Here is a 23,275-nt window from a genome sequence, read left to right as displayed (position 1 = left end):
AGACCAGTGACTCTCCTTTCCTTTTCGGCGCCCTTCCGGGTGCATGGCATACAAATATAGCGTCATAATTTTCTGGTCGCTAAATGCTGGTTCGTTATTATTGCCGGACCTTTCGCGTTAAATTGAAATTCATCTTTAATTTTGTCGCATACAAAACAGTCGGTAAGGCCGCAAGTTGGTTTAAAGCGCCGGGAAATATGACTTATTGCGTCAGGGTAAACCGGAAGCTAACCCCGAAGTTGGTGGTTGCAGTTGGGAAAGCCTGCGAGGTAAACGGGTTGTTAATCAGTTTGTCGTAATATACCCGAAGCTGGAAGCGGTCGCTCAGCATATAGTCGGCTGTCGTTTTGATGGTAACCGCCTTTTGTCCGGCCGTTAACTGGTCTTCGTTCTCCGTTAATTTGCGCAGCAGGGTTTTATTTTTCCGGAACGAAACATCGGCCCGGATATTCAGATCGTTTGAGTAAGCCTTTTGCGAATTTTTTGTTTTTACGATCAGGTCCATCTTCTGAAAACGGTAGCCAAAGCCAAAAGAAAGTTCATTGCTAAGCACTTCGGTCAACTGGTTGTTGGCAAAGTTCAGGGTGAGGTTACGCATCCGCTTTACTTCCACCCGGGTCGACATTTCGTTCAGCCAGTTTACGTCGACATTGATCAGCGGGCTGAACTGTTCCGTGATACTGACCGAATTAATGTCGTATTGGCTCACAAAATTACCGTTGAACATGTTGGTGACATAGCTGAATCCGTCATCGTAAACCTGGTCGTTGTAACTCAGGTTGGTGATGTAAGAACCAACATTGTAAGATGAACGGTAGGAATGGTTCAGGTTGATCGATCTCGCCATCTTGTTCAATCCCTTGATATTCGACACCACGCCATCGTAGGTAATCCGCCAGTTTGGGCGCATGTGCCAAACCGAAGGGAACGGTTCGAGAGAAACCTTTTCCGGCGATTGTCCGGTGTAGGCTGCAATAAACGACGGGATTAATACTTCCTGTGAGGTTGGTCCGTAGCCTACCGGGTAACCGGTTGTTTCGTTCACCATTTCCGGGTGGTATCCTTCGGAGGGGTTGGGTACGCGCCGGGCAGCCAGCCTCCGGGCAATCACGATCCGGTTATCGAGCATTTCCTGGTAAGCGCCTGATGCTTCCACTTCGGCGCCTCCCATTTTACTGAAAGCGGTACTCCAGGTATTCACCGACATGGTGAAGTTTCCCCTGATGGTGCGGTTTGTGGCATTGAAAAGACCAGTACTGCCGTTGTATAGGTAGTATTCGCTGGTGTTTTCGGAAAACGACCGGTTGGCCGACAAATCGATCCGAAGGAAGGGTATCGGTTCTATATTGGCCCGGATGGTGAAGGTCTCGTTATGGCTCATCACGTAGGGCGCGTTCAGCGTGGTATCTTTGGTGATCCAGCCTTTCAGCGCGGCATCGCGGGCAAAATTTTCGTCCTGCCATCCGAGCAGGAAGGGCAGGCCCGGGGCGGTACTCGCGGCTACATCGCCAAACATCACCGGGTCGGGGTGGTAATTACCCGATCCAAAAATGCTTGGTTCGGGCATAAATCCGGGCAATACCGTTCCTCCCGAGCTGGAATAGGTGACGGCAAGGGTTTTCAGGCTCATCAGGGTACGCGCGGTGTACAACGACACCGTGTAAAGCAGGCTATTTTCCAGGGTTTGCTTTCCTTTAATGTCGACCTTCGCACCCTCCAGATCGATTCGCGGCGTAAATTTGATGTGGTTCTCATCAACAATATCGATCACTCCGTTGACCCGCTGTCCGCGATCGTTCAAAACGGTTACCTGAACATCTCTGGTTTTAAGGCGGTGTTCGATCAGGTTCGGGCTGTTCCCTTTAAAGTTCATCTTGTCTTTCGAGAACTCCACTTCCCGGACTCGGACGTTCGAAGCGGCCGCGGCTTGCTCGGCAGCTCTTGTCCGGCTTCCTGAACTCCGCGTGGCAGCAGACGTACTTACAAATTTCTGGTTGACTTCTTTCAGGAAGGGCACTTTATTATACAGGTTCAGCATGGATAACTGCCCGTTTCCCTGGATCACGCGCGAGTTTTCGGCAATGTTTCCCAACTCCATACTTTCGTCGGTGATTGAGCCGGCGCGCCAGTCGTACATCGCCTGATAACGGGCATTCATGGTTACCCAGTTAAAGAACTGGATCTTATTGATGGGTACCTGGTACGAAGCGTTAATCACATGATGATAAAGCACCGGACGTCCCAGGTGTAACAGGTTGGTCAGGATCGAGTCTTTTTTCATCTGGTAATCGTCGTCCTCGCGGTTCATGCGCCCTTCCGGCTCGTCGATCCGGGCTGTTCCCTGCGACGAAAAGTCAATTTTCAGCGAACGGGTCAGCGTGTGGCGCAGATCGAAGTTGCGCCTCCACAAAAATTCTTTTTCAACGGTCAGCGGAATGATCAGGTTCGGATTGGAAATATTGCGGGTTTGCACTTCCTTGTAATACCGGTAAAGCTCGTTCCGGTACGAGATCTGGGTGGGCATCAGGTAAAAGTTGAAGTCCCGCACCAGGCGTAAGGTATTTCCTTTTAATACCTTCGAGTTTTTAAAGGGCTCGTAGATTTTCGGACGGTTGTTGAAGTTGTAACTTAACACTGTACGGTAGTTTTTCTCCAGGCTGTATTCGGTGTTTACATCCCGTTCTTTTTCCTGGTTATAGGCGAAGGTGCCGGAGAAGTTTGCCGGGTCGTAAAGCCGTGGTTTCCCCGATTTGTTGACCTTGTCAACTTTGACATTGTTGAGGACGATACTTTTCCTGCTGGTATAGTCCTGGGCCATATGTTTGATCGAATCTCTTTCTGACGACGATGACGCGCGGCTGAGCGCTTCGGTCATTTCAATATCCGGATCAAGCGGGTTGTATTTGGGGTTGCTGATGCTTTTTGAAACACCCACGTAAAGCGGGATTTTCACCTGCGCCTGCTTGGGAAAGAAACGTCCCAGTTCAAAGTTCGAGGAAATATCGTATTCCGTCAGGTCGTCCATCGCTCGTTCCAGGGCGCTTTGTTCAATACTTCCGAACCCAACAGAGCGGTGGCGGCCGGCAACAACAACCGACCCGAAATCGGCCAGCCTGGTGGATACGCGCATGTTAGCCGCCCATCCGCCTTCGTCTTCCAGTTCGCTGAGACGAAGTTCATTGGCCCACACCTCAACGGTTCTGGGGCCGGGGTTAAATTCGGTTGTTTTTTTATGACGGATACCCATCATCATGACTTCGATATTACCCAGGTTGGGATTTCCCTTTATTTTTACCCGGTTTTTATTATTGTTCCAGTCTTCGTGGACTACCTCGAAGATATCGCTGGTCCGGATGGTTGATCCGGCTTCCCGCATGGCGTCATTCCTGGATAGTTTGGCCCCTGTAAACAGGGATAGCGGAATGTTGATGCGGTTCTGGTCGGGCCAAACCGCGTAGCGGTCGGCCTCAATATTCTTGTTATAAACCCCGGGGGCGGTCAGTTTTAAAGGCAACTCATACTCGTAATAGTTATTGCTGTAATCCGACCCCAGGCGGATGAAGAAGTACATTTCATCATCATTCAGCGGGTAATTCTCAATGGCCTCGGCATGTACTTCCAGCTTCAGGCGTTTGTATTGCCTGAAGTCGAGATAAATATTTTTATAAGCGGCCCTGGAGTCGCCTTGCTCCAGATCGTAGGTGCGCAATACAAGCGACTGTTCGTTTAACTGAAGCAACTGGGCATTGGAAGGGTCAATTACCCGGTCGATACCCGGAGGAAGCACATAATTAACCGGTTTCCGGTCGCTGTTTTCTTCAATATTGACAACCGACACGTCGAATTCGGTATTCATATCGGGGATATCATTCAGTTCTTCCAGCTGACCGGTATACCGGCGCCAGTCGGCCCGTACCAGTTCAAGCGTGGCAAAGCGCAAAACCACCGGATCGCTGAACTGGTGCAAAAACATACGCATGAAACGAATGGAACTGAAGTTGGAAATTCCGCCAATTACCTGGTCGGGTTTGGTCACCGGGATCTTAAACTGGTACCAGTTCACTTCTCCGATTGTTCCGTTGGCCAGTTCGACCCTGGCGGTTCTCACATCGGAGATGTAATTATTTCCGACAGCCATATCTTCGCGGCGGATACTGACCCGGTACTGGTAATAACGTTCATACTCGTTCAGGGTGCCGTCGCCGTTAATATCTTCTACATCCGGTAAGGTATAGGCTGCCGTAGGATAAGTTTCGGGCGACCGGGAAGCAGGAACAGAATTTCCTTCTACCCCGTTGTATTTTTTGTACCGCCTGAGGATGCTCAGTTCCTGCTGGTCGTAATCGGAACCCCGGTAATAATGATAATTGTCGCCCGAGGGGTCGGCCATAAACTCGGCCAGGACATTCTGGTCCAGGATGTTTTGGACCGACTGCAGGTAACCGCTGTAAAATTCCCGTTCGTCGTCATCCCCCAAACCGTCGAACCCGACATCCTGCCTGACGATAATATTCGGGTCGGTGACAAAACTGTTGGTGATTTGTGTTTTTGTGGATACTTGTCCCCAGATGGTCGGATCGACATTCGACGCCAGGTCTGTTTCCGGAAGACCGTGTTCGAACGATTTGCGCGAATCTTTCAGGATATCTTCCGACACATCGCCGAGGTTGAAATATAAATCACCGCCCTGATGAACGGCAAAAGTGTCATTTACAAAGGGGTCCATCATCCAGAATTCGATGTATTCGATGTTGGCTGTTTCAAAATCGGTAGTTTCGATCTTTCGCATGATCCCTCCCCAGCGCGATTCGGGTTGGCGCAAGGTCCCGTCGGGATTTAAACCGGCCGAGTAGGCCGTTGGCTGGCTGTCGAAATTATATGGCCCGCGCTCTTTGGGGTAATAAGCTACATCAAAGACAGAGATATTGGTGGGTACGCCAATCTCGGTATCTTTATCCGGGAAAATTTCTTTCTGAAAGACCTCGCGCACCAGGTGATTCGATTGCTGGTTTTTATCCTGCCGGATGTGGGCCGGCGTTTGAGAGGTATTCCGGAGGAAGAGGGGGTCGATCACGTACCAGGCCAGTTTTGCCCTGTTGAACCCGTAGGCCAGGTCGTCGTCGGTGTCGGCCTCAGGGAAGAGGCTTTGTTTTTGCGGCGTACTGGCCGTTACCCAGGATTGCCGGGTTCTTAAGTCGATGGATGTTTGGGTCGATTCAAAATCGTCGATATAAACGGTCGATTTGGTCACACTCGATTCCCCGACCACCAGCTTGGCCACTTCGGCTTCAACAGCCACGGTCGAAATTTCTTTGGTCTCGATAAACGGAAGTTTATCGACCAGGCGGGTTAAAAAGCCCGACTGGGTTGAATAAGTCGCGTCCAGGCCGAAGATGGCATTGGAGATCGGATCGTCGCCAAAGTTCACTTTCTGGGTGAGCGGTCGTTCGTTCATGTAAAGCAAAGTAGCCCCGAGGTTAAACTTATCGGAGAACGCATAATTGGCATGGGTTCCCAGCAAGGTTTTTCGCTGAACGGAAAACAAGTCTTCGCTTTCGGTAGAGATTTGCAATGTGGCCCCGGATTCGAGGTAGGCCTGGTTGATGATTTTTACCCTTCCCAGCGTGTAATCCACGGTATAGTCGATGTTTTCAACCAACATAATTCCGCCGGACGTTACTTTTACCGAGCCTTGCGCCAGATTTACCGTACCCAGCGATATTTCGGAGCTGGACGAACCGGTATAACTTCCTTTCAGGATAAATTTATTATGCTCCGCATCTTGTTCTGCAACGGTTTTGGTGGAGTCGTAAAGCGACTGGTAGGTATATTTGTTGGCAAAAAAAGCGCTGTTTATCGAGTCGCGCAGGTAACTGCCAAAGGGTTCGACCGCCGGAAAAATAATACGCCCGGAGGTTGAGTTAACCGTTATATTTTCAATAAAGTCGAACACCCCGTTGCTTCCCGGGTCCAGTTGCGAGTTCAGGTTGTCGAGGTTCAGTACATTCAGCAGGATGTGCCCCTGGAGGTTTGAGCCGGGCAGGTAATTGATGTACGTGCCGGTCGAATCGTTCTGGTACAGGACATCCATAATGAACCCGTCGCTGCTTAGCTCGTAGGCATTCAGGTTGTAAATGTTTTTCATCATCAGTTTCCAGGTGGGCAGCCGGGGCGACAGGTTGGTCCCTTTCAGCAGCTTCAGCACCAGGGTTTGCGGGGCTTCAATTCCGTCGGACGAGAATTCGCCGACCTGGTATGTTTGCCCGTTGGCGGTATAGTTGAAAGCTACCGCCAATACCTCATCGGCATTCAGCGCCGAGTTGAGCGAAATATAGCCCAGATTCAGGTTAACCGTATATTCTGATTCATTCAGCTTTCGCGCCTGTTCGATTTTTTCAAAATCCTGACCGCCAATATAATTAAAGGATGAAAGCGGGGAGAGGGTTTTCGAGATCTGGGATACCACCCGAATATCGCTGTAGGTGGTCGTCATTTCCTGATACAGACCATTGGCCCGGTTGTACGGATAAACATTTTCAGGGTAAGGCTGGCCGCCGGGATCGCGAAAATCGGGAACCTGGTTGTAAATATTTGACGTATGTTCGCCCAGGTCCATCAGGGCGAGGATATTGCGCGCTTCGCTGTAATTTCCGGATTTATTGGTGACCCAAACCTCAATTTTATTGATGGTAACCGAAGAAAGGACCACCGGCAGTTTTCGTAATGACTCGTCATAATGATCGCGGAAGTAATGGGATAAAAAGAAATGCCTGTTGGCGTCGTAATCGGAAGCACGGATTTGGAAAGAGGTTTTTTGCGCTCCTCCCTGGGTTTCTACAACCCTTGTTTCCCCTTTACTTTGCGAGAACAGGGTGGTCAGGTTCAGTTTCCCGAACTGCATCTCGGTTTTTACCCCGAACAGGTTGGTGGCGCCGGTAATCAACGAACCGTTCAGTGGCAGCGAAACATTCCCGGCCTCAATCCGCTTAATGATTTCGTCTTCGTCTCCGGTATATTCCAGGTTCATTTTGTTTTCGTAATCAAAAGTCGCTTCGGTGTTGTAGTTTACCCGCATTTTCATTTTTTCGCCAATGTTTCCGGAGACGTTCATCTGGATTTTTTGGTCAAAATCAAAAGAGGGTGTTTTTCGCAGGCGTTCGGGGATAGACGGGTTTTCTGTCGAGTTCAATTGGTATCCGAAGCTCACTTCGACATAACCCTGCGGACGAATATCAATGGTGTTTCCGCCAAATATCCGGCTGAATGCTTCTCCTTCAATCATTAAGCGGGGGATGGTTCCTCCCTGGTTCTCCACATCGAGCTGGTTGGAACGTTTCCGCCAGTAGTTACGGATCGAATTTTCAAAATCATACTTTACATAATCCTGAAGCGACATGGCTTTGGGAAGGCGGTAGTTAAAATCCCCGATTTTTTCATAAAAAATATACTCCCCCGTAACGGGATCGTACATCACTTCTGTTTTTATGTTCGAGGGTTTGTTCAGGAATAAATTGGAGCTGTTTTTTTGGTCGTATTCATACTCTTTTGAGTCGCTGAAGGGATAGGGGAGCTTAACATTTTCGTCAGTCTGTACCGTATCCGGCTGAACACCCGGGGTGGATTCAGAAACGACAGATCTGTTGGCTGGTCCTGAAGACCAACCTGTAGCAATGATCCCTGAAAGTACAAAAAAGAGCAGTGTATATCTCAAGTCCGTTTTCAATACCGCATTTTTTCAACAGTCAAAGGCTTTTCAACGCCATCTTTATCATTTGTTCGACGGTGAGTTCCGGATTTGCTTTTTGAATATTATCCAATTCTTTTTCAATACTTTTCCTCGCAAATCCAAGCATCACTAAAGCTGATAACGCTTCATCGCGAATTGTATTGTTTGCCGAAGGTATTAAAATTTGATCGCTGGCAGGACTTTTGCCTATTTTGTCTTTTAAATCGATGATTACCCGCTGGGCCGTTTTGGCGCCGATGCCTTTGATGCTTTTCAGTAAATTGACATTTTCGGTGAGGATGGCGTTTCGGATTTCATCGGGTGAAAGCGACGAAAGCATCATCATGGCGGTATTTGAACCAATTCCGCTGACCGAAATCAGCAAACGGAACAACTCCCGTTCGCCGGTCTGCGCGAAGCCGTATAGCAAATGAGCATCTTCGCGTACCACCTGGTGAACATACAACAGGGTCTGTTCTTTTCCGTTAATGGCCGAGTAGGTATTGAGCGAGATATGGATGAAATAACCGACCGAACCGGCTTCGATCACTGCGTGGGCAGGTGTCAGACCGGCTATTTTTCCATAGATGTATTCAAACATAGTTCAGGGTATTAAATAGCCGGTTCTTCATCGTCAAAACTAACGCTTTCATCCACCTGGTTTGGATTGATCTCGTATTTCTTCAGCGGATTTTTGCTGATCTCCTTGTACAACTGGCGGCTGTTGTACACGTCGATTGCCAGGTAAAGCGCCTCTCGGAACGATTCGGGCGATGCTTTTCCTTCGCCGGCAATATCAAAGGCCGTTCCGTGTGCCGGCGAGGTGCGGATCACCGGTAGGCCGGCGGTATAATTCACGCCCCGTTCAAACGAAATCACTTTAAAGGGTGTCAGGCCCTGGTCGTGGTACATGGCCAGGATTGCATCAAATTTGGCATAGTCGCCCGAACCGAAGAAACCATCAGAAGGGTAGGGGCCGATGGCCAAAATGCCTTCTGCCTTGGCTTTCTCAATAGCCGGGATGATGATGTCTTTTTCTTCGGAGCCCAACAAGCCCCCGTCGCCGGCATGTGGATTTAGTCCCAGCACGGCGATGCGCGGTTTTTTTATGCTGAAATCCTGCTCCAGTGAGCTCGAAATGATACGCAGCTTATTCAGGATTGCCTCGGTGGTAATCAGTTTGGTCACGTTACCCAATGGCACGTGCGTGGTAACCACCCCGATCTTCATCATTTCGCTCACCATCAGCATCAGGTAGTTGTTCGTATCAAACTGTTCGGCCAGAAATTCGGTGTGCCCCGGAAAATTGAATTTTTCGCTCTGGATGTTGTCTTTACTGATGGGCGCCGTCACCAGTGCGTCAATCTGTCCCTGTTTCAGGTCGGTTACAGCCGCGTCTAAAGCCATATAAGACGCTTCGCCGGCCACATCCGATATCTTCCCCAATTCAACACGAACGTTATCATCGATGCAGTTAATGATGTTGGCTTTACGCGGATCGGCTTCGCCTGCATTCCGGATGCTGTGGAAATTGAAACTTTCCATGTTCAGCGCCTTCCGGTGGTAAGCGGCAACTTTCGGCGATCCGTAAACGATTGGCGTACACATTTCGAGGATGCGCGGGTCGCTCAGCGTTTTCATGATGACCTCATAACCAATCCCATTGATGTCGCCCTGCGAAATCCCGATTTTTATTTTGTTTTTGCTCATGTTGTGTTTTCTGTTAGTAAAATTTGCATTAAAAGCGCCCGGTATTTCGACCTGCTATCTGTCGCGTAAATTTAAATTATAAATCGGCTTTATCAAAACTGATTTTCTTTATCATTGTAATCAGTAAGAAACGAAAACTGCCTGGTTATGAAAAAACGAATTTCCCTTTCCGTTATCTTCCTCGTTTTAATTGTTGGCGGATTGTATCTGAACCAATTGATGCCTGTCATCACGGGTTATGCGGCCAAAAACCTGGCGTCGGGTGTTTTTGTGGCCGGGCGGACACAGGAGGCTATGGAAGCGGAGGATCTCAACTTTTCGTTGATTAAATACACTACCAATACGGTTGATTTTGAAAAGAAAGAAGTGATCAGCCGTTTTTTGTGGGGAAAATCAAAAGCGGTTTACATCGATGGTTACGGATGTACCCTGGTCGCTGATTACCCGGAAGAAGTAATTAAGTCGCGCGGTTACCCTCAGCTTGTGTCGTTACCCGAAAACCCCGATACCATTGACTGGCCGATGGGTAATGTCATCGCGGATTCGGTTCCCCGGGGAATTAATATGGATAAATTGCAACAGGCAGTCAATAAAGTGATGTATGATACCATCCCGTACAAAGGGACTTTTGCGTTGATGGTGGTGTACAAGGGGCAACCGGTTGCCGAGCTGTACCAGGACGGCTTTACCTCCGAAAGCCGGTTTTTAAGCTGGTCGATGGCAAAAAGTTTCACCAATACCCTGATTGGCCTGCGTGTGAAAGAAGGACAGCTCAATTTGGATCAACCCGCCGGGATTGATAGCTGGGGGACCGACGAACGGAAAGAAATTGTACTGAACAACCTTCTTCAAATGAACAGCGGCCTGGAATGGAACGAAGATTACGGAAATTTGTCTGATGTAACGATCATGTTGCATCAAGCGGGAGATATGGGCGCTTATACTGCCGGTAAACCGGCGGCTTTTCCGGCCGGTTCGGTTTGGTTGTACTCTTCTGGAACAACCAACCTGGTCAGTTTGATCTTACGCCGGTCGTTTCGGGACGATGAGGCTTATTACCGTTTTCCGCGCGAGGCCCTCTTCAATAAAACCGGGATGAAAAGCGTTGTTTTTGAACTCGATGCCTCTGGCACATTTGTCGGATCGTCGTATCTGTATGCCTCGATGCGCGATTATGCCCGCTTTGGTTTGCTTTATCTGAACCGGGGAAATTGGCTGGGCGAACAACTGTTGCCCGAGGGATGGGTTGATTATACCGTGCAGCCGGCTAAGGGGTCGGACGGGCAGTACGGGGCTTTTTTCTGGCTTAACCGGTCGGGCGACCAGCCGGATGCGCCGGAGGATACCTATATGTGTAAGGGACACGACGGTCAGTTCATCTTTATCATTCCTTCAAAAGAGCTGATTGTGGTGCGTACCGGTTTTTCGAAGAAGGGCGAATTTGATACCAACCTGATGCTGAAAGGAATTCTGGATAGTTTGGAAAACTGATCGAGCGATGATAAAAACACAGAAGTGCATGAGATCCTGAGAATTTCCGGTACTCGCGGACTCATGCACCTCTGAAATTTTTTCTGCCCCGCTTAAATATACTGAGGTCCTTTTTGCAGTTTTACGTCGTTCACAAACTGACGGATCTGCTGTTCATCTTCCATCCGGCAAACAAGCAGAACGTTGTTCGACTCCACCACGATGTACCCGTTCAGCCCCTGTAACACAGCAATTTTATCATTCGGCAGGTTAACGATGCAGTTTTGCGAATTGTAAAGCAGAACGTTCTCGCCGCTGACGGTATTGGCTCCGGCATCTTTTTCTTTATTCTCGTACAGCGATCCCCAGGTTCCCAGATCGCTCCACCCGAAATCGGCGCAAAGCACATAAACATTATTTGCTTTTTCCATGATTCCGTAATCGATCGAGATGTTCTGGCACTCGGAATAGGTTTTATTGATAAAATGAACTTCATCGTCTGTCCCGAAAAGTTTTTCACCTTTCCGGAATAAACCGGCGATGTCGGGGAGGTGGTTGTCAAACGCGTTCAGGATGCTTTTCAGCGACCAGATAAATATCCCCGAGTTCCAGAAAAACTCGCCGCTCTCCAGAAAGATCCGGGCCATCTCGAGGTCTGGCTTTTCGGTGAAGGTTTTTACTTTATAGAGATTGTCGGCATTTTTATATGTCAGACGGGATTCTGTTTGAATGTACCCGTAACCGGTTTCCGGACGGTTTGGTTTTATCCCCAAGGTAAGCAGGGCGTCATTTTCGCTAACGAATTCAAGTCCGCGCCTGATGATCGCCAAAAACTCTTCTTCTTTGATGATTAAGTGATCTGAGGGGGCAACAACGACAGTCGCCTCCGGATTGATCGTTTTTATCCTGTTGCAGGCATAGGCAATGCAGGGAGCGGTATTACGCCTTAATGGCTCAAGTAAGACCTGATCTTCTGTTAGTTCGGGAAGCTGGGTTAAAACCAGTTCCTTATAATCTACGCTGGTGACAATTAAGAAATTTTCTACCGGGCAAATTCTTTTTAAACGGTCGAAGGTCATTTGGATGAATGTGCGACCAGTTCCGAGGATGTCCAGAAATTGTTTCGGCATAGCGCTTTTACTCAATGGCCAAAATCTGCTGCCTACTCCTCCGGCCATGATCACACAATAGTTGTTTTTCATAGTATGCTGTTTTTGAACTTTGTGTTCAAAGATACCTATTTTGGCAATGATAAATGAACTAATATGACCGGTTTCATAACATGCCGGAGCCGGGGAATTGAAATCAGCATTTTTACAGGCTGAAATCTTTTCTGAATATTTGTACCTTTATCCGGTAGTACGGGTTTAAATCAGAAGCGGTATCTGCCCGAAAATCGTGGCAAGTTTTATTTAGACCGTACGAAGCAATTAACTAATTTTTGTTTGATGAAATTCTTTTTTCACACAGGCCGGTATTTTTCACTGTTGGGCCGGGTTTTTTCAAGGCCGGAACGTTCGCGGATATACCTGCGCAAGCTTTTCTTCGAAATAGAAACATTGGGCATTGATTCGGTCGGGATCGTGGTGATCATCTCTGTTTTTATGGGTGGCATCATTACCCTGCAGCTGGCTTATAACATGTCAAGCCCGCTTCTTCCCACGTACCTTGTCGGATTGGGAAATCGGGATACGCTGATCCTGGAATTCTCGTCAACTGTTATGGCCCTGATCATGGCCGGAAAGATCGGCTCCAACATCTCGTCGGAGATTGGCAGCATGCGGGTTACCGAACAGATTGATTCGCTGGAAATTATGGGGGTTAATTCAGCCAGCTATCTTATTTTGCCCAAAATTATAGCCGTAGTCTTTATGTTTCCTTTCCTTTACACGCTCAGCGTGTGTTTTGGCCTGATCGGGGGATTAATTGTCGGGCCGACGGTAGGAGCTGTTACCGCGCCTGATTATATCAATGGGATTCAATACCTGTTTGTTCCCTATTATGTCTACTTTTCGCTGATCAAGACCCTCTTTTTTGGTTTTTTGGTAGCCTCGGTGCCGGCTTATTTTGGATATTATGTTGACGGAGGCGCTCTGGAAGTCGGCGCGGCCAGTACCCGAGCTGTGGTGAATACCACCATTCTGGTTCTGGTATTCGACTTAGTATTAACCCAATTGCTTTTCTGATGATCCGAATTGAAAACCTGATAAAATCGTTTGAAGGGAAAACCGTTCTAAATAACATTTCCAAAGAATTCCATAAAGGAAAGACGAATCTGATTATCGGTCGAAGCGGTTCAGGAAAAACCGTTTTGCTGAAGTCGATTGTTGGCTTGCATGAGATTGACGAGGGAGGCATTTATTACGACGAGCGTAACTTTACCACGATGAAGGTGAACGAACGGAAAAAGTTACGGCAGGAGATGGGGATGGTGTTTCAGGGAGGCGCCTTGTTTGATTCGCTGAGCGTTGAGGAAAATGTGCGTTTCCCGCTCGATATGTTTACCTTTCAGACCGCCTCCGAAAAACAAAAACGGATCGAATTCTGCCTCGAACGGGTGAATATCAGCAAAGAAGCTCACCGCTTGTCTCCATCGGAAATTTCGGGGGGGATGAAAAAACGTGTGGCCATTGCCCGGGCCATTGCTTTGAATCCCCGGTACCTGTTTTGCGATGAGCCCAACTCGGGTCTCGACCCCGAGACCGCGATCCTGATTGATGAGCTGATTCATGAAATTACGGTCGATTTTGATATTACGACCATCATCAATACACACGATATGAACTCGGTGATGGAAATCGGAGATAATATCCTCTTCATCAGCGAAGGCGAGATGTGCTGGGAAGGTACAAAAACCGAAATCCTGTATTCCGACAACCAGAAACTACAGGAGTTCGTTTTTGCCAACCGGCAATATAAAGAAATCAGGGACCGGAAAATCGGCGACGATCAAACTTAACCTTTGGGCGACAGGGTAATCACCGGCACGATCATTTCTTCCATCGAAATTCCTCCGTGCTGAAACGTGTCGCGGTAGTATTGCACGTAATAGTTATAGTTATTCGGGTAAGCAAAGAAATCGTTGTTCAGGGCAAAAATGAATTTTGAACTGACATTTCTGCCGGGCAAATACGCTTTCTCGGGCTGCGGAATTTCGAATACCTGCTTCGGATTGTAATTCAGGTTCCGTCCGAGTTTGTAGCGCAGGTTGGTAACGGTTTCCCGGTCGCCAATGACCTTTACGGCATTATCGACCCGGATGGTGCCGTGATCGGTTGTCAACACCACTTTTATCTTGTTCTCCGAGAGGCTTTTCAGTAGTTCCAGCAACGAAGAATGGTTAAACCAGCTCCGGGTCAGCGAACGATAGGCTTTTTCGTCGCTGGCCAGTTCGCGCATCATTTCCATTTCGGTGCGCGCGTGCGACATCATATCCACAAAATTGAATACCATGACCGACAGATCGTGCTGAAGGATGCTCCCGAGATTATCGATCAGTTTTTTTCCGGTTTTCAGCGACGATATCTTTTCAAAATAAAGCTTTTCTTTTCGTCCCAACCGGCTCAACTGGGTTTGCAGCAATTCTTTCTCGTGCATATTTTTATTGCCCTCGTTGTCGTCTTCCTCCCAGTATTGCGGGAAAATACGGGAAATTTCGGAGGGCATCAGGCCGGCGAAAATGGCATTGCGCGCATACATGGTTGCCGTAGGTAAAATGCTGTAATAGAGTTCTTCTTCTTCGCTTACAAAATACTGGTTCATTACCGAACTCAACACCCTGAACTGATCGTAACGCAGGTTGTCGATTACCAGTACAAAAACTTTATCTTTTTTATCCAACAACGGGAAAACCTTGTGCCGAAACAAATCAGGCGACAAGAGCGGACGGTCGTTCAGGTCTTTTTGAAACCACGACAGGTAATGATTTTTGATGTAACGGGCGAAGGTGTTGTTGGCTTCATTTTTTTGCATTTTAAGCACTTCATCCATCGCCGAATCTTCCGACTCGGCCAATTCGAGTTCCCAGAAAACGAGTTTCCGGTATACCTCTTTCCAGTCGTTAAAATCGAGTTGTTCATTCAGGCGCATCCCGATCTTTGAGAATTCGCTTTGATAGTCGGAGCTGGTTTTCCGGGTAACCAGCTCGCGTTGACCAACGTTCTTTTTAATCGATGACAGGATTTGTTTCGGGTTCACGGGCTTAATCAGGAAGTCAGCCATTTTTGAGCCGATTGCCTGGTCCATGATGTCTTCTTCCTCGCTTTTGGTAATCATCACTACCGGCACATTCGGCGCAACCGTCTTGATGCTGTTTAAGGTCTGAAGGCCAGTCATCCCCGGCATATTTTCATCCAGAAAAATAATATCGAAATGGTTATCACGTACCAGGTCAATGGCATCGGAGCCGTTTGTGGCGGTTGTCACTTCATAGCCTTTTTGCTCCAAAAAAATGATGTGGGCACGTAAAATATCAATTTCATCGTCGGTCCAAAGTATACGGATTTTCTTCATATGATCACTATTTGTTTAAAATAACACAAAACAGAAAGGAATAAGTATGTTTTTAACAAACATTAACGTGTCAGGGCGCCAGATAGTGATTCCGGTAAAGTTGCAGGTACCCGTTAATATCTTTGGTGTCGATAAAAATGCGATAATTTTCGCCGGAGATGATAAAGTTCCGGTAATTCACTTCGGCCAGCTGCCCGTAAACCGGGGCGCTTCGCACAATAGCTCTCAGGTAAGCCATGGCGGTGTCTTTGTTATTAAACTGGCTGATCCGGAAGATGACATTTTTTTCATCCAGGCTGATTTCCTGGATGGAAAGGCCCAGTGACGCGTAATTTTGCAGGTTGAACAAGCTGATGGCCTCTTTCAGGCTTCCGCGATCGATTCCTTCCGATGGCACCAACAGGAGAAAGTCGTGCCCGCCGCTCAGGTCGGTATGAAATGTTGTTTGCAATTCCGATTTTCCGGGGGTTGTCGCCGGTATTTCAACTAGGGGCGTAACCGGACGCCCGGCCGGCTTGCTTTCGTTAAAAGCGCCGCTGATATAATATTCGCGGAAGAAATTCATATAGTCTTCGATCTTGCCGTTCGCGATCAGTTTTTCGAGGTTCTCGTCCGAAATAATAAAATTCCGGTAACTTCTTGTTTCCAGTTCGTCGAATAAACTGCGGGTGGTAATAACCTGTCTGAAGTAGGGCATTGCCTGACTGATATTTCCCGGTGATGTGATTACCAGCAAACGGTAGTTTCCAAACGAACGTTCGCTTGCCGATAGGTTCAGATCGGCAAAGTTTGTCCGGTTGAATGAGTTGAAGGCGGTCATCAGGCGGCGCGTACTGAAGGCGGCATCGTTGACAGCGATCACAAAATTCTGTGCAGCTTCGCGGTTCCGGCTGAATGCGACCGTTCCGGTTTCGGGCTTAACCACCACGAAGGTTCCTTTTTCCTGCTGGCGGGTTTCTTCTTCCAGGGCCTTGGCCATCAGTTCTTCCGGTTCGGGCAATTCATCCTGCGGGAAATCCCCTCCGATAAAACGGCTGTAGTTTTTAATGAAGAATCGCAGGTATTCCATATAACTCCGGTCGCTCATCACCTTTCTGAAATTGGCCGATGAAACGGTAAAGTTCACATATTCGGTATTTTTCAATGTTTCAAATACCTCGCGTTTACGGATGATTGAGCGGAAATAAATCAGCGCCTGTTGTTTATCTTCCATCGAACGGACCACGAGCAATACGGTTTGCGGGTTCATGTTTTCGGTTTCAATATCGAAATCGATTTTCATGTAATGGTCGATATTGTAGTTGGCAATATCAAATTTAAGCCGGTTCAGATCAACATCGGCCGTTACCGGGAAAGCGATCACAAAGTAATGCAGCAGTTCGTCATCGTACGAAAATTTTCCGCCAAACTCATCGTTTGCTGCCCGGTCAGTCGTGAGCAATTCATCATTTTCGATTTCTTCATTTAAATACCCTAAGGCGATCAGTTGCTGGTAATCAACCAGGGTACTGTCCAGGATGAGTTTCAGGATGTTTTCGGCCAATGGTTTCGCGGGACTGGCCGGATAAGTTTGGATATATTCTTCCAGTTTTTTACCAAACTGGTTCATATCCAGTTGAGTTCCGTCGGCAATGGTTTCGATAAAACTGACCTTTGGCAACAACAGACTATCCGGCTCCATGCTTTTCAGTTGCCTGGCAAGGCGGCCGGCCTCGGGGTAACGGCCTTGCCGGTATTGGCTAAATGCTTGTTGGTACAAATTATTCAGGCTGTCGTTCCGGGCTTCGAGTTCGATAAAAAAGTTTGGATTAACCAGGTATTGAGCGTACTTGCTGTCGGGGTAATTGCCGATGATCAGGTTTCGGTAATAAGCCGATTTCTGCTCATCTCCGGTTTGCTTGTACAGTTCCCACAGTTCGAACCAAATGGTAAGCTGGTAAATATTGTGGTCGTATCGTTTCAGCAGGTCTTCGTATTCGGCGATCGCCATCGGATAATTGTGAAAATCCTGTCTGAAGATTCGGCCGGCATTAAAAAGCGCATCCCTGATTTTGATGTGGGAGGCGGCCATTTTTTCTTCGGTGAGGGGCAAGTCCTGCAGGTAATATTCGCGGCTATGCCGGTCGTCAATTCGCGGGACAACGGGTTGAGACGGCGCTTCGCCGTTTGCCGGACTTTCCGCTTCTTCGGTCATGACCAGTTCGGATACCGATCCTTTGTTTTTCCGGCGCCAGTGATCCTCCAGCCGGCGTCGTCCCCAAAGTTGTTCGAATTCGGTTTTTCCGTAGGTGACGGTTGTCGGGTTGTAAAAATACCAGCCCGAGCTCTGTTGCTGCTGGCTTAAGCCAAGTCTCGACTGGTTGATGCGGAAGAAACTCCGGTCGCGCATTTCTTCCACTTCAGCTTGTTTCCGGCGAAGTTCTTCGGCTCTCACCTCCTGGATCCATTGGGTCACCAGCCGGTTACGTTCGGCATCGTCCATCAGGGCCAAGTGTTGCAGGCTGTCTTCACGTTCCACGGTGTACAGGTTATCCGTCAGCCGGGTCAGATTTTTATACTTGTCGGCAATCGTTAAATAATTCGGATAATTTTCGTCGATGACAATCATGGCGCTGTCGTAGTAACTTTGGGCGCCTTTGTAATTTTGGTTGTTAAAGTAGATTTCAGCCAGGGTAATGCACGATAAGGCCCGTTGATGATGATTCCGGGAGCTCACTGCCGCCGACTGGATATAATTTTCAATGGCCGTTTCCTGTTGACCTTCTTTCAGCCAAATGTTGGCAAGGGCATAATAAATCTGGTCCCTGAATTCCTTGTTTTTTTCATCGCGCAACATTTTACGCAATTCTTTCTTCAGTTCTTCGGTGTCGGCATCGTCGCTAAACACCCCGGTTGCATTAATACGGGCGTTAAAAGCCATGATGTACGACGGATTCATGCGGGCCACTTCGCGAAAAGTATCGGCGGCCAGTTGATTTTGACCTGTTTCTTTGTATAATTGGGCAAGAATATACTTGTACCGGGCTTTTTCTTGTTTTTTAAACGAACTTTCGGATGCCAGTTTTAACTGAGGAATGGCCTCGTTCCACGCTTTCAGGCGCATGTGGTAATCGGCCACTGCCAGCGAAAATACACCGTCCAGCCGTTTGGGAAATTTCGATGAGGCATCGAGGTCGTTGATCAGTTCCAGCGCATCGTGGTATCGTTCCAGTTCGTTATAACAGCGGACCATCCACACGTAAGCATCAAACCTGGTTTTTCCCTCGCTGAATTTTCGCGTGACGATGGAGAAATTTTCCAGGGCCTGGATGTATTTCTTCTGATAGAAAAAACCTTCGCCCATCAACAGGTAACTGTCATCCACCCATTTGTTAAATTCATCCTTACCCGCCAATTGTTTATAGGTCAGCGACCTGTTTTTCCTGCGCTTTGGTTTTTTCGTGATCGAATGAAGATTAATTAGCTTGGAGCCTTTTATGACCGCGTATTCCATCTCTGAAACAGCCACACGCTCGGTCCCCGGTTCACTGGATTTGTAGATAGGCAAAATCCGCGAATAATCGTCGGCCACGGAGTTGTTAATCCGGTCGAGCCCTGCTTTTATGCTTTCTTTCCCGTTAAAGTAAATGTTGTAATGAGAGGTGAGGTTATGGTACGAACGCGTCACCAGCGTGTTTTTCTCGGTAGAACAACCGCCCCAAATCAGAACCACAAAAACCGACAAAAATATGTTTTGTAAAACTTTTTTCAACCGTGATTATTTACACTTTAGGATAAACTGAATATTCCTGATATTATTGTTTTTGTTCCGGGTAAAAGTGAAGGTCAAAATCAAGTGATTGAAGCAGTATTTTCCTGTTTTTTTGGCGGCCCGGGTTTCCTTCCGAAAACCGGTGAACAGGCCGTCGTTTTTATTTCCGGCTTACTTTTACTTTTTTGGTTGGATCAAGTTCGGCATTGCGGCGTTCCACTTCCCTGATGGCATTGGCCGCCAGTACCCCGAATGCTTTTCCCATGGCCGAAGTTTCGTCGGCGGCAACCGGTTTGCCGTCATCTCCGCCTTCGCGGATTCCCTGTACAATCGGGATTTGGCCCAACAAGGGGATTCCCAGTTCTTCTGCCAGTATTTTTCCGCCGTCTTTGCCAAAAATGTAATATTTGTGGTCGGGCAGTTCCTCGGGGGTAAACCAGGCCATGTTTTCAACTAAACCAAGTACCGGCACGTCGACGGTTTTTCCGCGGAACATGTTCACGCCTTTAATGACATCGGCCAAAGCCACGTCCTGCGGGGTGGTGACAATGATGGCGCCGGTTACCGGAACTGTTTGAACCAGGGTGAGGTGAATGTCGCTGGTTCCCGGGGGAAGGTCGATCAGCAGGTAATCCAGTTCGCCCCAGTGACCGTCCATGATCAGTTGTTTCAGGGCATTCGAGGCCATTGGTCCGCGCCAGACCAGCGCATCTTCAACCGAAACAAAAAAACCGATGGACAAGATTTTAACGCCAAATTGCTCGATTGGTTGAATCACCTCGCGTCCGTCAACTTTATCGCCTGCCGGCCTTAACTTTTCGGCGCCAAACATTTTCGGGATCGAAGGACCAAAAATATCAGCATCGATTAAGCCAACTTTGGCGCCGGTTTTAGCCAGCGCTACTGCCAGGTTAACCGAAATCGTAGACTTTCCTACGCCGCCTTTGCCGGAGGCCACGGCAATAATGTTTTTTACCTTTGGCAGTACCGGCCGTTCCATCTGATGGATGGCTTTCACGGCAATATTTCCACGAATGTCAACATCCGGTCCAAGCTCTTTTAGTATGGTTTCTTCACATGCTTTCACAACTGCCCCGATGTTTTGGTCGTCGGAGCGTTGAAAAACGAGTGAAAAGTTCACCTTTTTACCGGCGATACGGATTTCCTGGACCATGTCCATGGATACGATATCCTGGCTTGAGCCCGGATAATTTACTTGCCGCAGCGTGTCGGTTACATTTTTGGGTACGATGAGTTTGCGTGGTATGTCTGCCATATGCTGTTATTTAATAGTCATCAATGGTTAATTCTTTTGCCGGGTCCCAGAATCGTTCCTCAAAATCAACAACCTGGTCGTTTTCGACCCGGATCCCTTCACTTTCCAACAGTTCCTGCATGGCCTGAGGGCTTCCGAAATGATGTTTGCCGGTTAGCAGTCCTTTTGAGTTGACTACCCGGTGGGCCGGCACATAAACCGGATGGCCATGCGTTTTGTTCATGGCCCAACCAACCATTCGCGCCGACTGCCCGGTGCCGAGGTAACGGGCAATAGCGCCGTAGCTGGTTACCCTTCCGCTGGGAACGAGGCTCACCACTTCATAAACCATATCAAAAAAATCGGCCATATTTATTCTCGTGCAGAACGTCCAAAACTGCGGTACGGATCTTTCTCAATTTCAACAATCGGTTCGCGTAAGGGTTCATCGTGGCTGAGCTGAAAAGCCAGGTATTTAATGGCGATTCCCCGTTCGCGCCATTGTTTCTCATAAAACGTCTGAATGGACAATACCTCGTCGAGCAGATCCGACCGGTACAGGTCGTCGGTTTGGCTGACGATGTTTAGCCCGTTTTCCCTGACCATTTCCAGGGTATAGTTGTACTGAAAATTACTGTCGGTTTTCAGGTGGATGATACCTCCCCGGCGTAAGATTTTCCGGTATTTTTCCATGAAATTGGTGGCTGTCAGCCGGCGGCGGGCGCTTTTCATTTGAGGATCGGGGAAGGTGAGCCAGATTTGTCCGACCTCATTTTCCCCGAAAAATTTGTCGATGATCTCGATGCTGGTACGCAAAAAGCCGACGTTCCGGATGTTTCGCTGCAGGGCATCTTTGGCTCCTTTCCACATCCGTGCTCCTTTAATATCGACGCCGATAAAATTTGTTCCGGGCATATAACTGGCCAGGGACACGGAATATTCACCTTTCCCGCAACCCAGTTCAAGCACCAGCGGCTGGTTATTTTTAAAAAAGGATGAACTCCATTTTCCTTTTAGTTCATGATCAGGCTGATTGGGATTGTGAAAAGGCGCCTGCACCACGTTCTCGAAAGTTTCCATTTCGGAAAACTTTTTCAGCTTATTTTTCCCCACTTGTGTCTCTAATTTCTTTTTTCAATACGAAAACCCACATCCCGGATTCCTTTCAGCCGGTTAGCCCGCATCCCGTGACGGATGGAAAACCGGTATTCGCCCGAAACAGGAAAATAAACATTCTGTTTGTAGAGAAACTGGTTGTCAAATAAATCGCCGATGCCGCTACCTGTCCATTTCCCGTGAATATCGGCCAGTATAAACTCGATGGTGTCGGTGAGTACTTTCCCGTCGGGCGACTGAACATCGACAAACAACCAAAGATTACTGTTCGGGTAATTTCCCTGATTTCGGATATTCAGGAATAAATTATAGTTCTGCCTGGTATCGTTCAAATCAACTGAAAAGACGGCAAGGGTGTCTTTGTGCCAGCCCTCGTCTCCGATGACCTTGTACGATTCAAAAACCCGGTTCGGATCGCAGGACCACAGCGATAAACCGGTCAGAAACAAGATAATGACGTGTTTCATGACTGGTTTCTGTTTGGATTCCGGTTTCCCGGACGTTTCTTTTTCCGTTGACGGTGTTTGGGTTGATCAAAGCGCGTCAGGCTGTCCTGTGATAAAACATCTTCGTATTCCTTATTTCGGCTAACGGCACGTTCTTCTTTGTGGTCGAGCAGTTTTTCCACTTTTCGTCCCCGTTTGTTCAACAGAATGATTTCTTTTACCCGGTCAACAGGAACCGCCACCGGGCCGTCGGGGTTTGGAAAGTTTGCCAGGTAATACATGATCCGGTTAAAGATATCGGTCTTGAAGAAGGAATAATTTCCCTGTTCTGTTTGCAATGGGATGTTATTGGGCGGAAAATCTTTTTGGGCGTCAATGTATGAGTCTACTTCGTAATTCAGGCAGCACTTCAGCTTACCGCACTGGCCGGCCAGTTTTTGCGGGTTCAGGGAAATTTCCTGATAGCGGGCAGCATTGGTGGTTACCGATACAAAGTTGCTGATCCAGATAGCGCAGCAAAGTTCCCTTCCGCAGGGGCCGATGCCTCCAATCCGGCCGGCTTCCTGCCTGGCGCCGATCTGTTTCATCTCAATTCTTATCCGGAAAGTTTCTGCCAGCACCTTGATCAGTTGCCTGAAATCGACCCGCCCTTCGGCGATGTAGTAAAAAATGGCTTTTGTTTTATCGCCCTGGTATTCCACATCCCCGATTTTCATATCAAGCCCCAGATCAAATGCAATTTGCCGCGATTTGATCATGGTTGCGTGTTCCTGGCTGATGGCTTCTTTCCATTTGTCAATGTCAACTTGTTTTGCCTTGCGGTAAACTTTGCGGATTTCGCCGTTGATCAAGGTCACTTTATGTTTCTTTTCCTGGTGTTTCACCAGTTCGCCAACCAGGGAGACAATGCCGATGTCGTGACCGGGATTGGCTTCAACTGCAACAATATCTCCTGCTTTTAATTTCAGGTTGTTGACATTTCTGAAATAATCTTTGCGCGTATTTTTAAACCGAACTTCAACGATGTTTTCCTGATCGGTCATGTTAACAACATCGCTCAGCCAGTTATAAACCTCAAGCTTTCCGCAACTTCCGGCCTGCTTTTGGCAACATCCCCGTTCGATTGATAAATTTTCATCCATAATGAATTGATTATGACTGAACCCTTTTGACAGCAGTGAAAGCTGAGGTTCAGCGCTTACAAAAATAATGAATAATGCCGAGAAACAAAGTTGTATTCGGGGCGAAAGGAGATTTATTAAACATGTATCTGCCGTGTGATTGTTGGC

14 protein-coding genes are annotated in these 23,275 nt (G+C 47.9%); 3 read left to right on the top strand and 11 right to left on the bottom strand.

Features of this window, described 5'->3' with window-relative positions; all coding sequences use genetic code 11:
- Nucleotides 1–202: 202 nt before the first annotated feature.
- The 3 genes from sov to pdxA are packed head-to-tail and all read right to left on the bottom strand — an operon-like array spanning nt 203 to nt 9,436.
- A complete protein-coding gene (sov, locus tag AC6H3C_RS22400; protein WP_497517776.1) occupies nt 203–7,723 on the bottom strand; it encodes a T9SS outer membrane translocon Sov/SprA in 7,521 nt (2,506 codons plus the stop codon).
- A 19-nt stretch (nt 7,724–7,742) separates the two neighbouring features.
- A complete protein-coding gene (gene ruvA / locus AC6H3C_RS22395) occupies nt 7,743–8,327 on the bottom strand; it encodes a Holliday junction branch migration protein RuvA (RefSeq protein ID WP_497517774.1) in 585 nt (194 codons plus the stop codon).
- A gap of 11 nt (nt 8,328–8,338) precedes the next feature.
- On the bottom strand, nt 8,339–9,436 hold the full coding sequence (gene pdxA / locus AC6H3C_RS22390) for a 4-hydroxythreonine-4-phosphate dehydrogenase PdxA (RefSeq protein ID WP_497517773.1): 1,098 nt from the start codon (nt 9,434–9,436) through the stop codon (nt 8,339–8,341).
- 147 nt (nt 9,437–9,583) lie between these two features.
- Here pdxA and AC6H3C_RS22385 point away from each other — a divergent pair, with 147 nt between their 5' ends.
- Complete coding sequence (locus AC6H3C_RS22385) at nt 9,584–10,927, top strand: serine hydrolase domain-containing protein (RefSeq protein WP_497517771.1); 1,344 nt, start codon at nt 9,584–9,586, stop codon at nt 10,925–10,927.
- Between the two features lie 92 nt (nt 10,928–11,019).
- On the opposite strand, the gene AC6H3C_RS22380 is transcribed toward AC6H3C_RS22385, so the two are convergent.
- Nucleotides 11,020–12,108 carry a mannose-1-phosphate guanylyltransferase gene (locus tag AC6H3C_RS22380; protein ID WP_497517770.1) on the bottom strand — a complete coding sequence of 363 codons (1,089 nt, stop codon included), beginning with the start codon at nt 12,106–12,108 and terminating at the stop codon, nt 11,020–11,022.
- 246 nt (nt 12,109–12,354) lie between these two features.
- Between AC6H3C_RS22380 and AC6H3C_RS22375 the strand changes: the two genes are divergently transcribed.
- The gene (locus AC6H3C_RS22375) at nt 12,355–13,092 is read left to right on the top strand and encodes an MlaE family ABC transporter permease (protein WP_497517769.1); all 738 of its coding nucleotides are present in this window, start codon (nt 12,355–12,357) and stop codon (nt 13,090–13,092) included.
- On the top strand, nt 13,092–13,865 hold the full coding sequence (locus AC6H3C_RS22370; protein WP_497517768.1) for an ABC transporter ATP-binding protein: 774 nt from the start codon (nt 13,092–13,094) through the stop codon (nt 13,863–13,865). The genes AC6H3C_RS22375 and AC6H3C_RS22370 overlap by 1 nt, the downstream gene beginning before the upstream one ends.
- On the opposite strand, the gene porX is transcribed toward AC6H3C_RS22370, so the two are convergent.
- The 7 genes from porX to AC6H3C_RS22335 form a co-directional block, all read right to left on the bottom strand.
- The gene (gene porX, locus AC6H3C_RS22365) at nt 13,862–15,418 is read right to left on the bottom strand and encodes a T9SS response regulator signal transducer PorX (RefSeq protein ID WP_497517767.1); all 1,557 of its coding nucleotides are present in this window, start codon (nt 15,416–15,418) and stop codon (nt 13,862–13,864) included. The genes AC6H3C_RS22370 and porX overlap by 4 nt on opposite strands.
- A 70-nt stretch (nt 15,419–15,488) precedes the next feature.
- Nucleotides 15,489–19,169 (bottom strand): type IX secretion system periplasmic lipoprotein PorW/SprE, encoded by a 3,681-nt coding sequence (gene porW / locus AC6H3C_RS22360; protein WP_497517766.1) that lies wholly within the window; start codon nt 19,167–19,169, stop codon nt 15,489–15,491.
- Nucleotides 19,170–19,329: 160 nt separating this feature from the next.
- Nucleotides 19,330–20,445, bottom strand: a complete 1,116-nt coding sequence (locus AC6H3C_RS22355) for an Mrp/NBP35 family ATP-binding protein (RefSeq protein ID WP_497517765.1) — start codon at nt 20,443–20,445, stop codon at nt 19,330–19,332.
- Between the two features lie 10 nt (nt 20,446–20,455).
- A complete protein-coding gene (locus AC6H3C_RS22350; protein WP_497517764.1) occupies nt 20,456–20,794 on the bottom strand; it encodes an MGMT family protein in 339 nt (112 codons plus the stop codon).
- 2 nt (nt 20,795–20,796) lie between these two features.
- Nucleotides 20,797–21,537 carry a tRNA (guanosine(46)-N7)-methyltransferase TrmB gene (gene trmB, locus AC6H3C_RS22345; protein ID WP_497517763.1) on the bottom strand — a complete coding sequence of 247 codons (741 nt, stop codon included), beginning with the start codon at nt 21,535–21,537 and terminating at the stop codon, nt 20,797–20,799.
- Nucleotides 21,538–21,545: 8 nt separating this feature from the next.
- Nucleotides 21,546–22,007, bottom strand: a complete 462-nt coding sequence (locus AC6H3C_RS22340) for a gliding motility lipoprotein GldH (protein ID WP_497517762.1) — start codon at nt 22,005–22,007, stop codon at nt 21,546–21,548.
- Entirely contained in the window at nt 22,004–23,128 is a 1,125-nt protein-coding gene (locus AC6H3C_RS22335) for a PSP1 domain-containing protein (protein ID WP_497517761.1), read from the bottom strand. Before AC6H3C_RS22335 ends, AC6H3C_RS22340 begins: the two co-directional genes overlap by 4 nt.
- Nucleotides 23,129–23,275: the final 147 nt, after the last annotated feature.

It is taken from the genome of Gaoshiqia sp. US2, from assembly GCF_059705485.1.
Note: the sequence above shows the minus strand (reverse complement) of the source record. Positions and strands in the feature narration are given on the sequence as shown.

Coding starts and splice junctions, on each gene's coding strand:
- ruvA (WP_497517774.1), bottom strand. CDS start 8,327: ATGTTTGAATACATCTATGGAAAAATAGCCGGTCTGACACCTGCCCAC.
- pdxA (WP_497517773.1), bottom strand. CDS start 9,436: ATGAGCAAAAACAAAATAAAAATCGGGATTTCGCAGGGCGACATCAAT.
- AC6H3C_RS22385 (WP_497517771.1), top strand. CDS start 9,584: ATGAAAAAACGAATTTCCCTTTCCGTTATCTTCCTCGTTTTAATTGTT.
- AC6H3C_RS22380 (WP_497517770.1), bottom strand. CDS start 12,108: ATGAAAAACAACTATTGTGTGATCATGGCCGGAGGAGTAGGCAGCAGA.
- AC6H3C_RS22375 (WP_497517769.1), top strand. CDS start 12,355: ATGAAATTCTTTTTTCACACAGGCCGGTATTTTTCACTGTTGGGCCGG.
- AC6H3C_RS22370 (WP_497517768.1), top strand. CDS start 13,092: ATGATCCGAATTGAAAACCTGATAAAATCGTTTGAAGGGAAAACCGTT.
- porX (WP_497517767.1), bottom strand. CDS start 15,418: ATGAAGAAAATCCGTATACTTTGGACCGACGATGAAATTGATATTTTA.
- AC6H3C_RS22355 (WP_497517765.1), bottom strand. CDS start 20,445: ATGGCAGACATACCACGCAAACTCATCGTACCCAAAAATGTAACCGAC.
- AC6H3C_RS22350 (WP_497517764.1), bottom strand. CDS start 20,794: ATGGCCGATTTTTTTGATATGGTTTATGAAGTGGTGAGCCTCGTTCCC.
- AC6H3C_RS22340 (WP_497517762.1), bottom strand. CDS start 22,007: ATGAAACACGTCATTATCTTGTTTCTGACCGGTTTATCGCTGTGGTCC.
- AC6H3C_RS22335 (WP_497517761.1), bottom strand. CDS start 23,128: ATGGATGAAAATTTATCAATCGAACGGGGATGTTGCCAAAAGCAGGCC.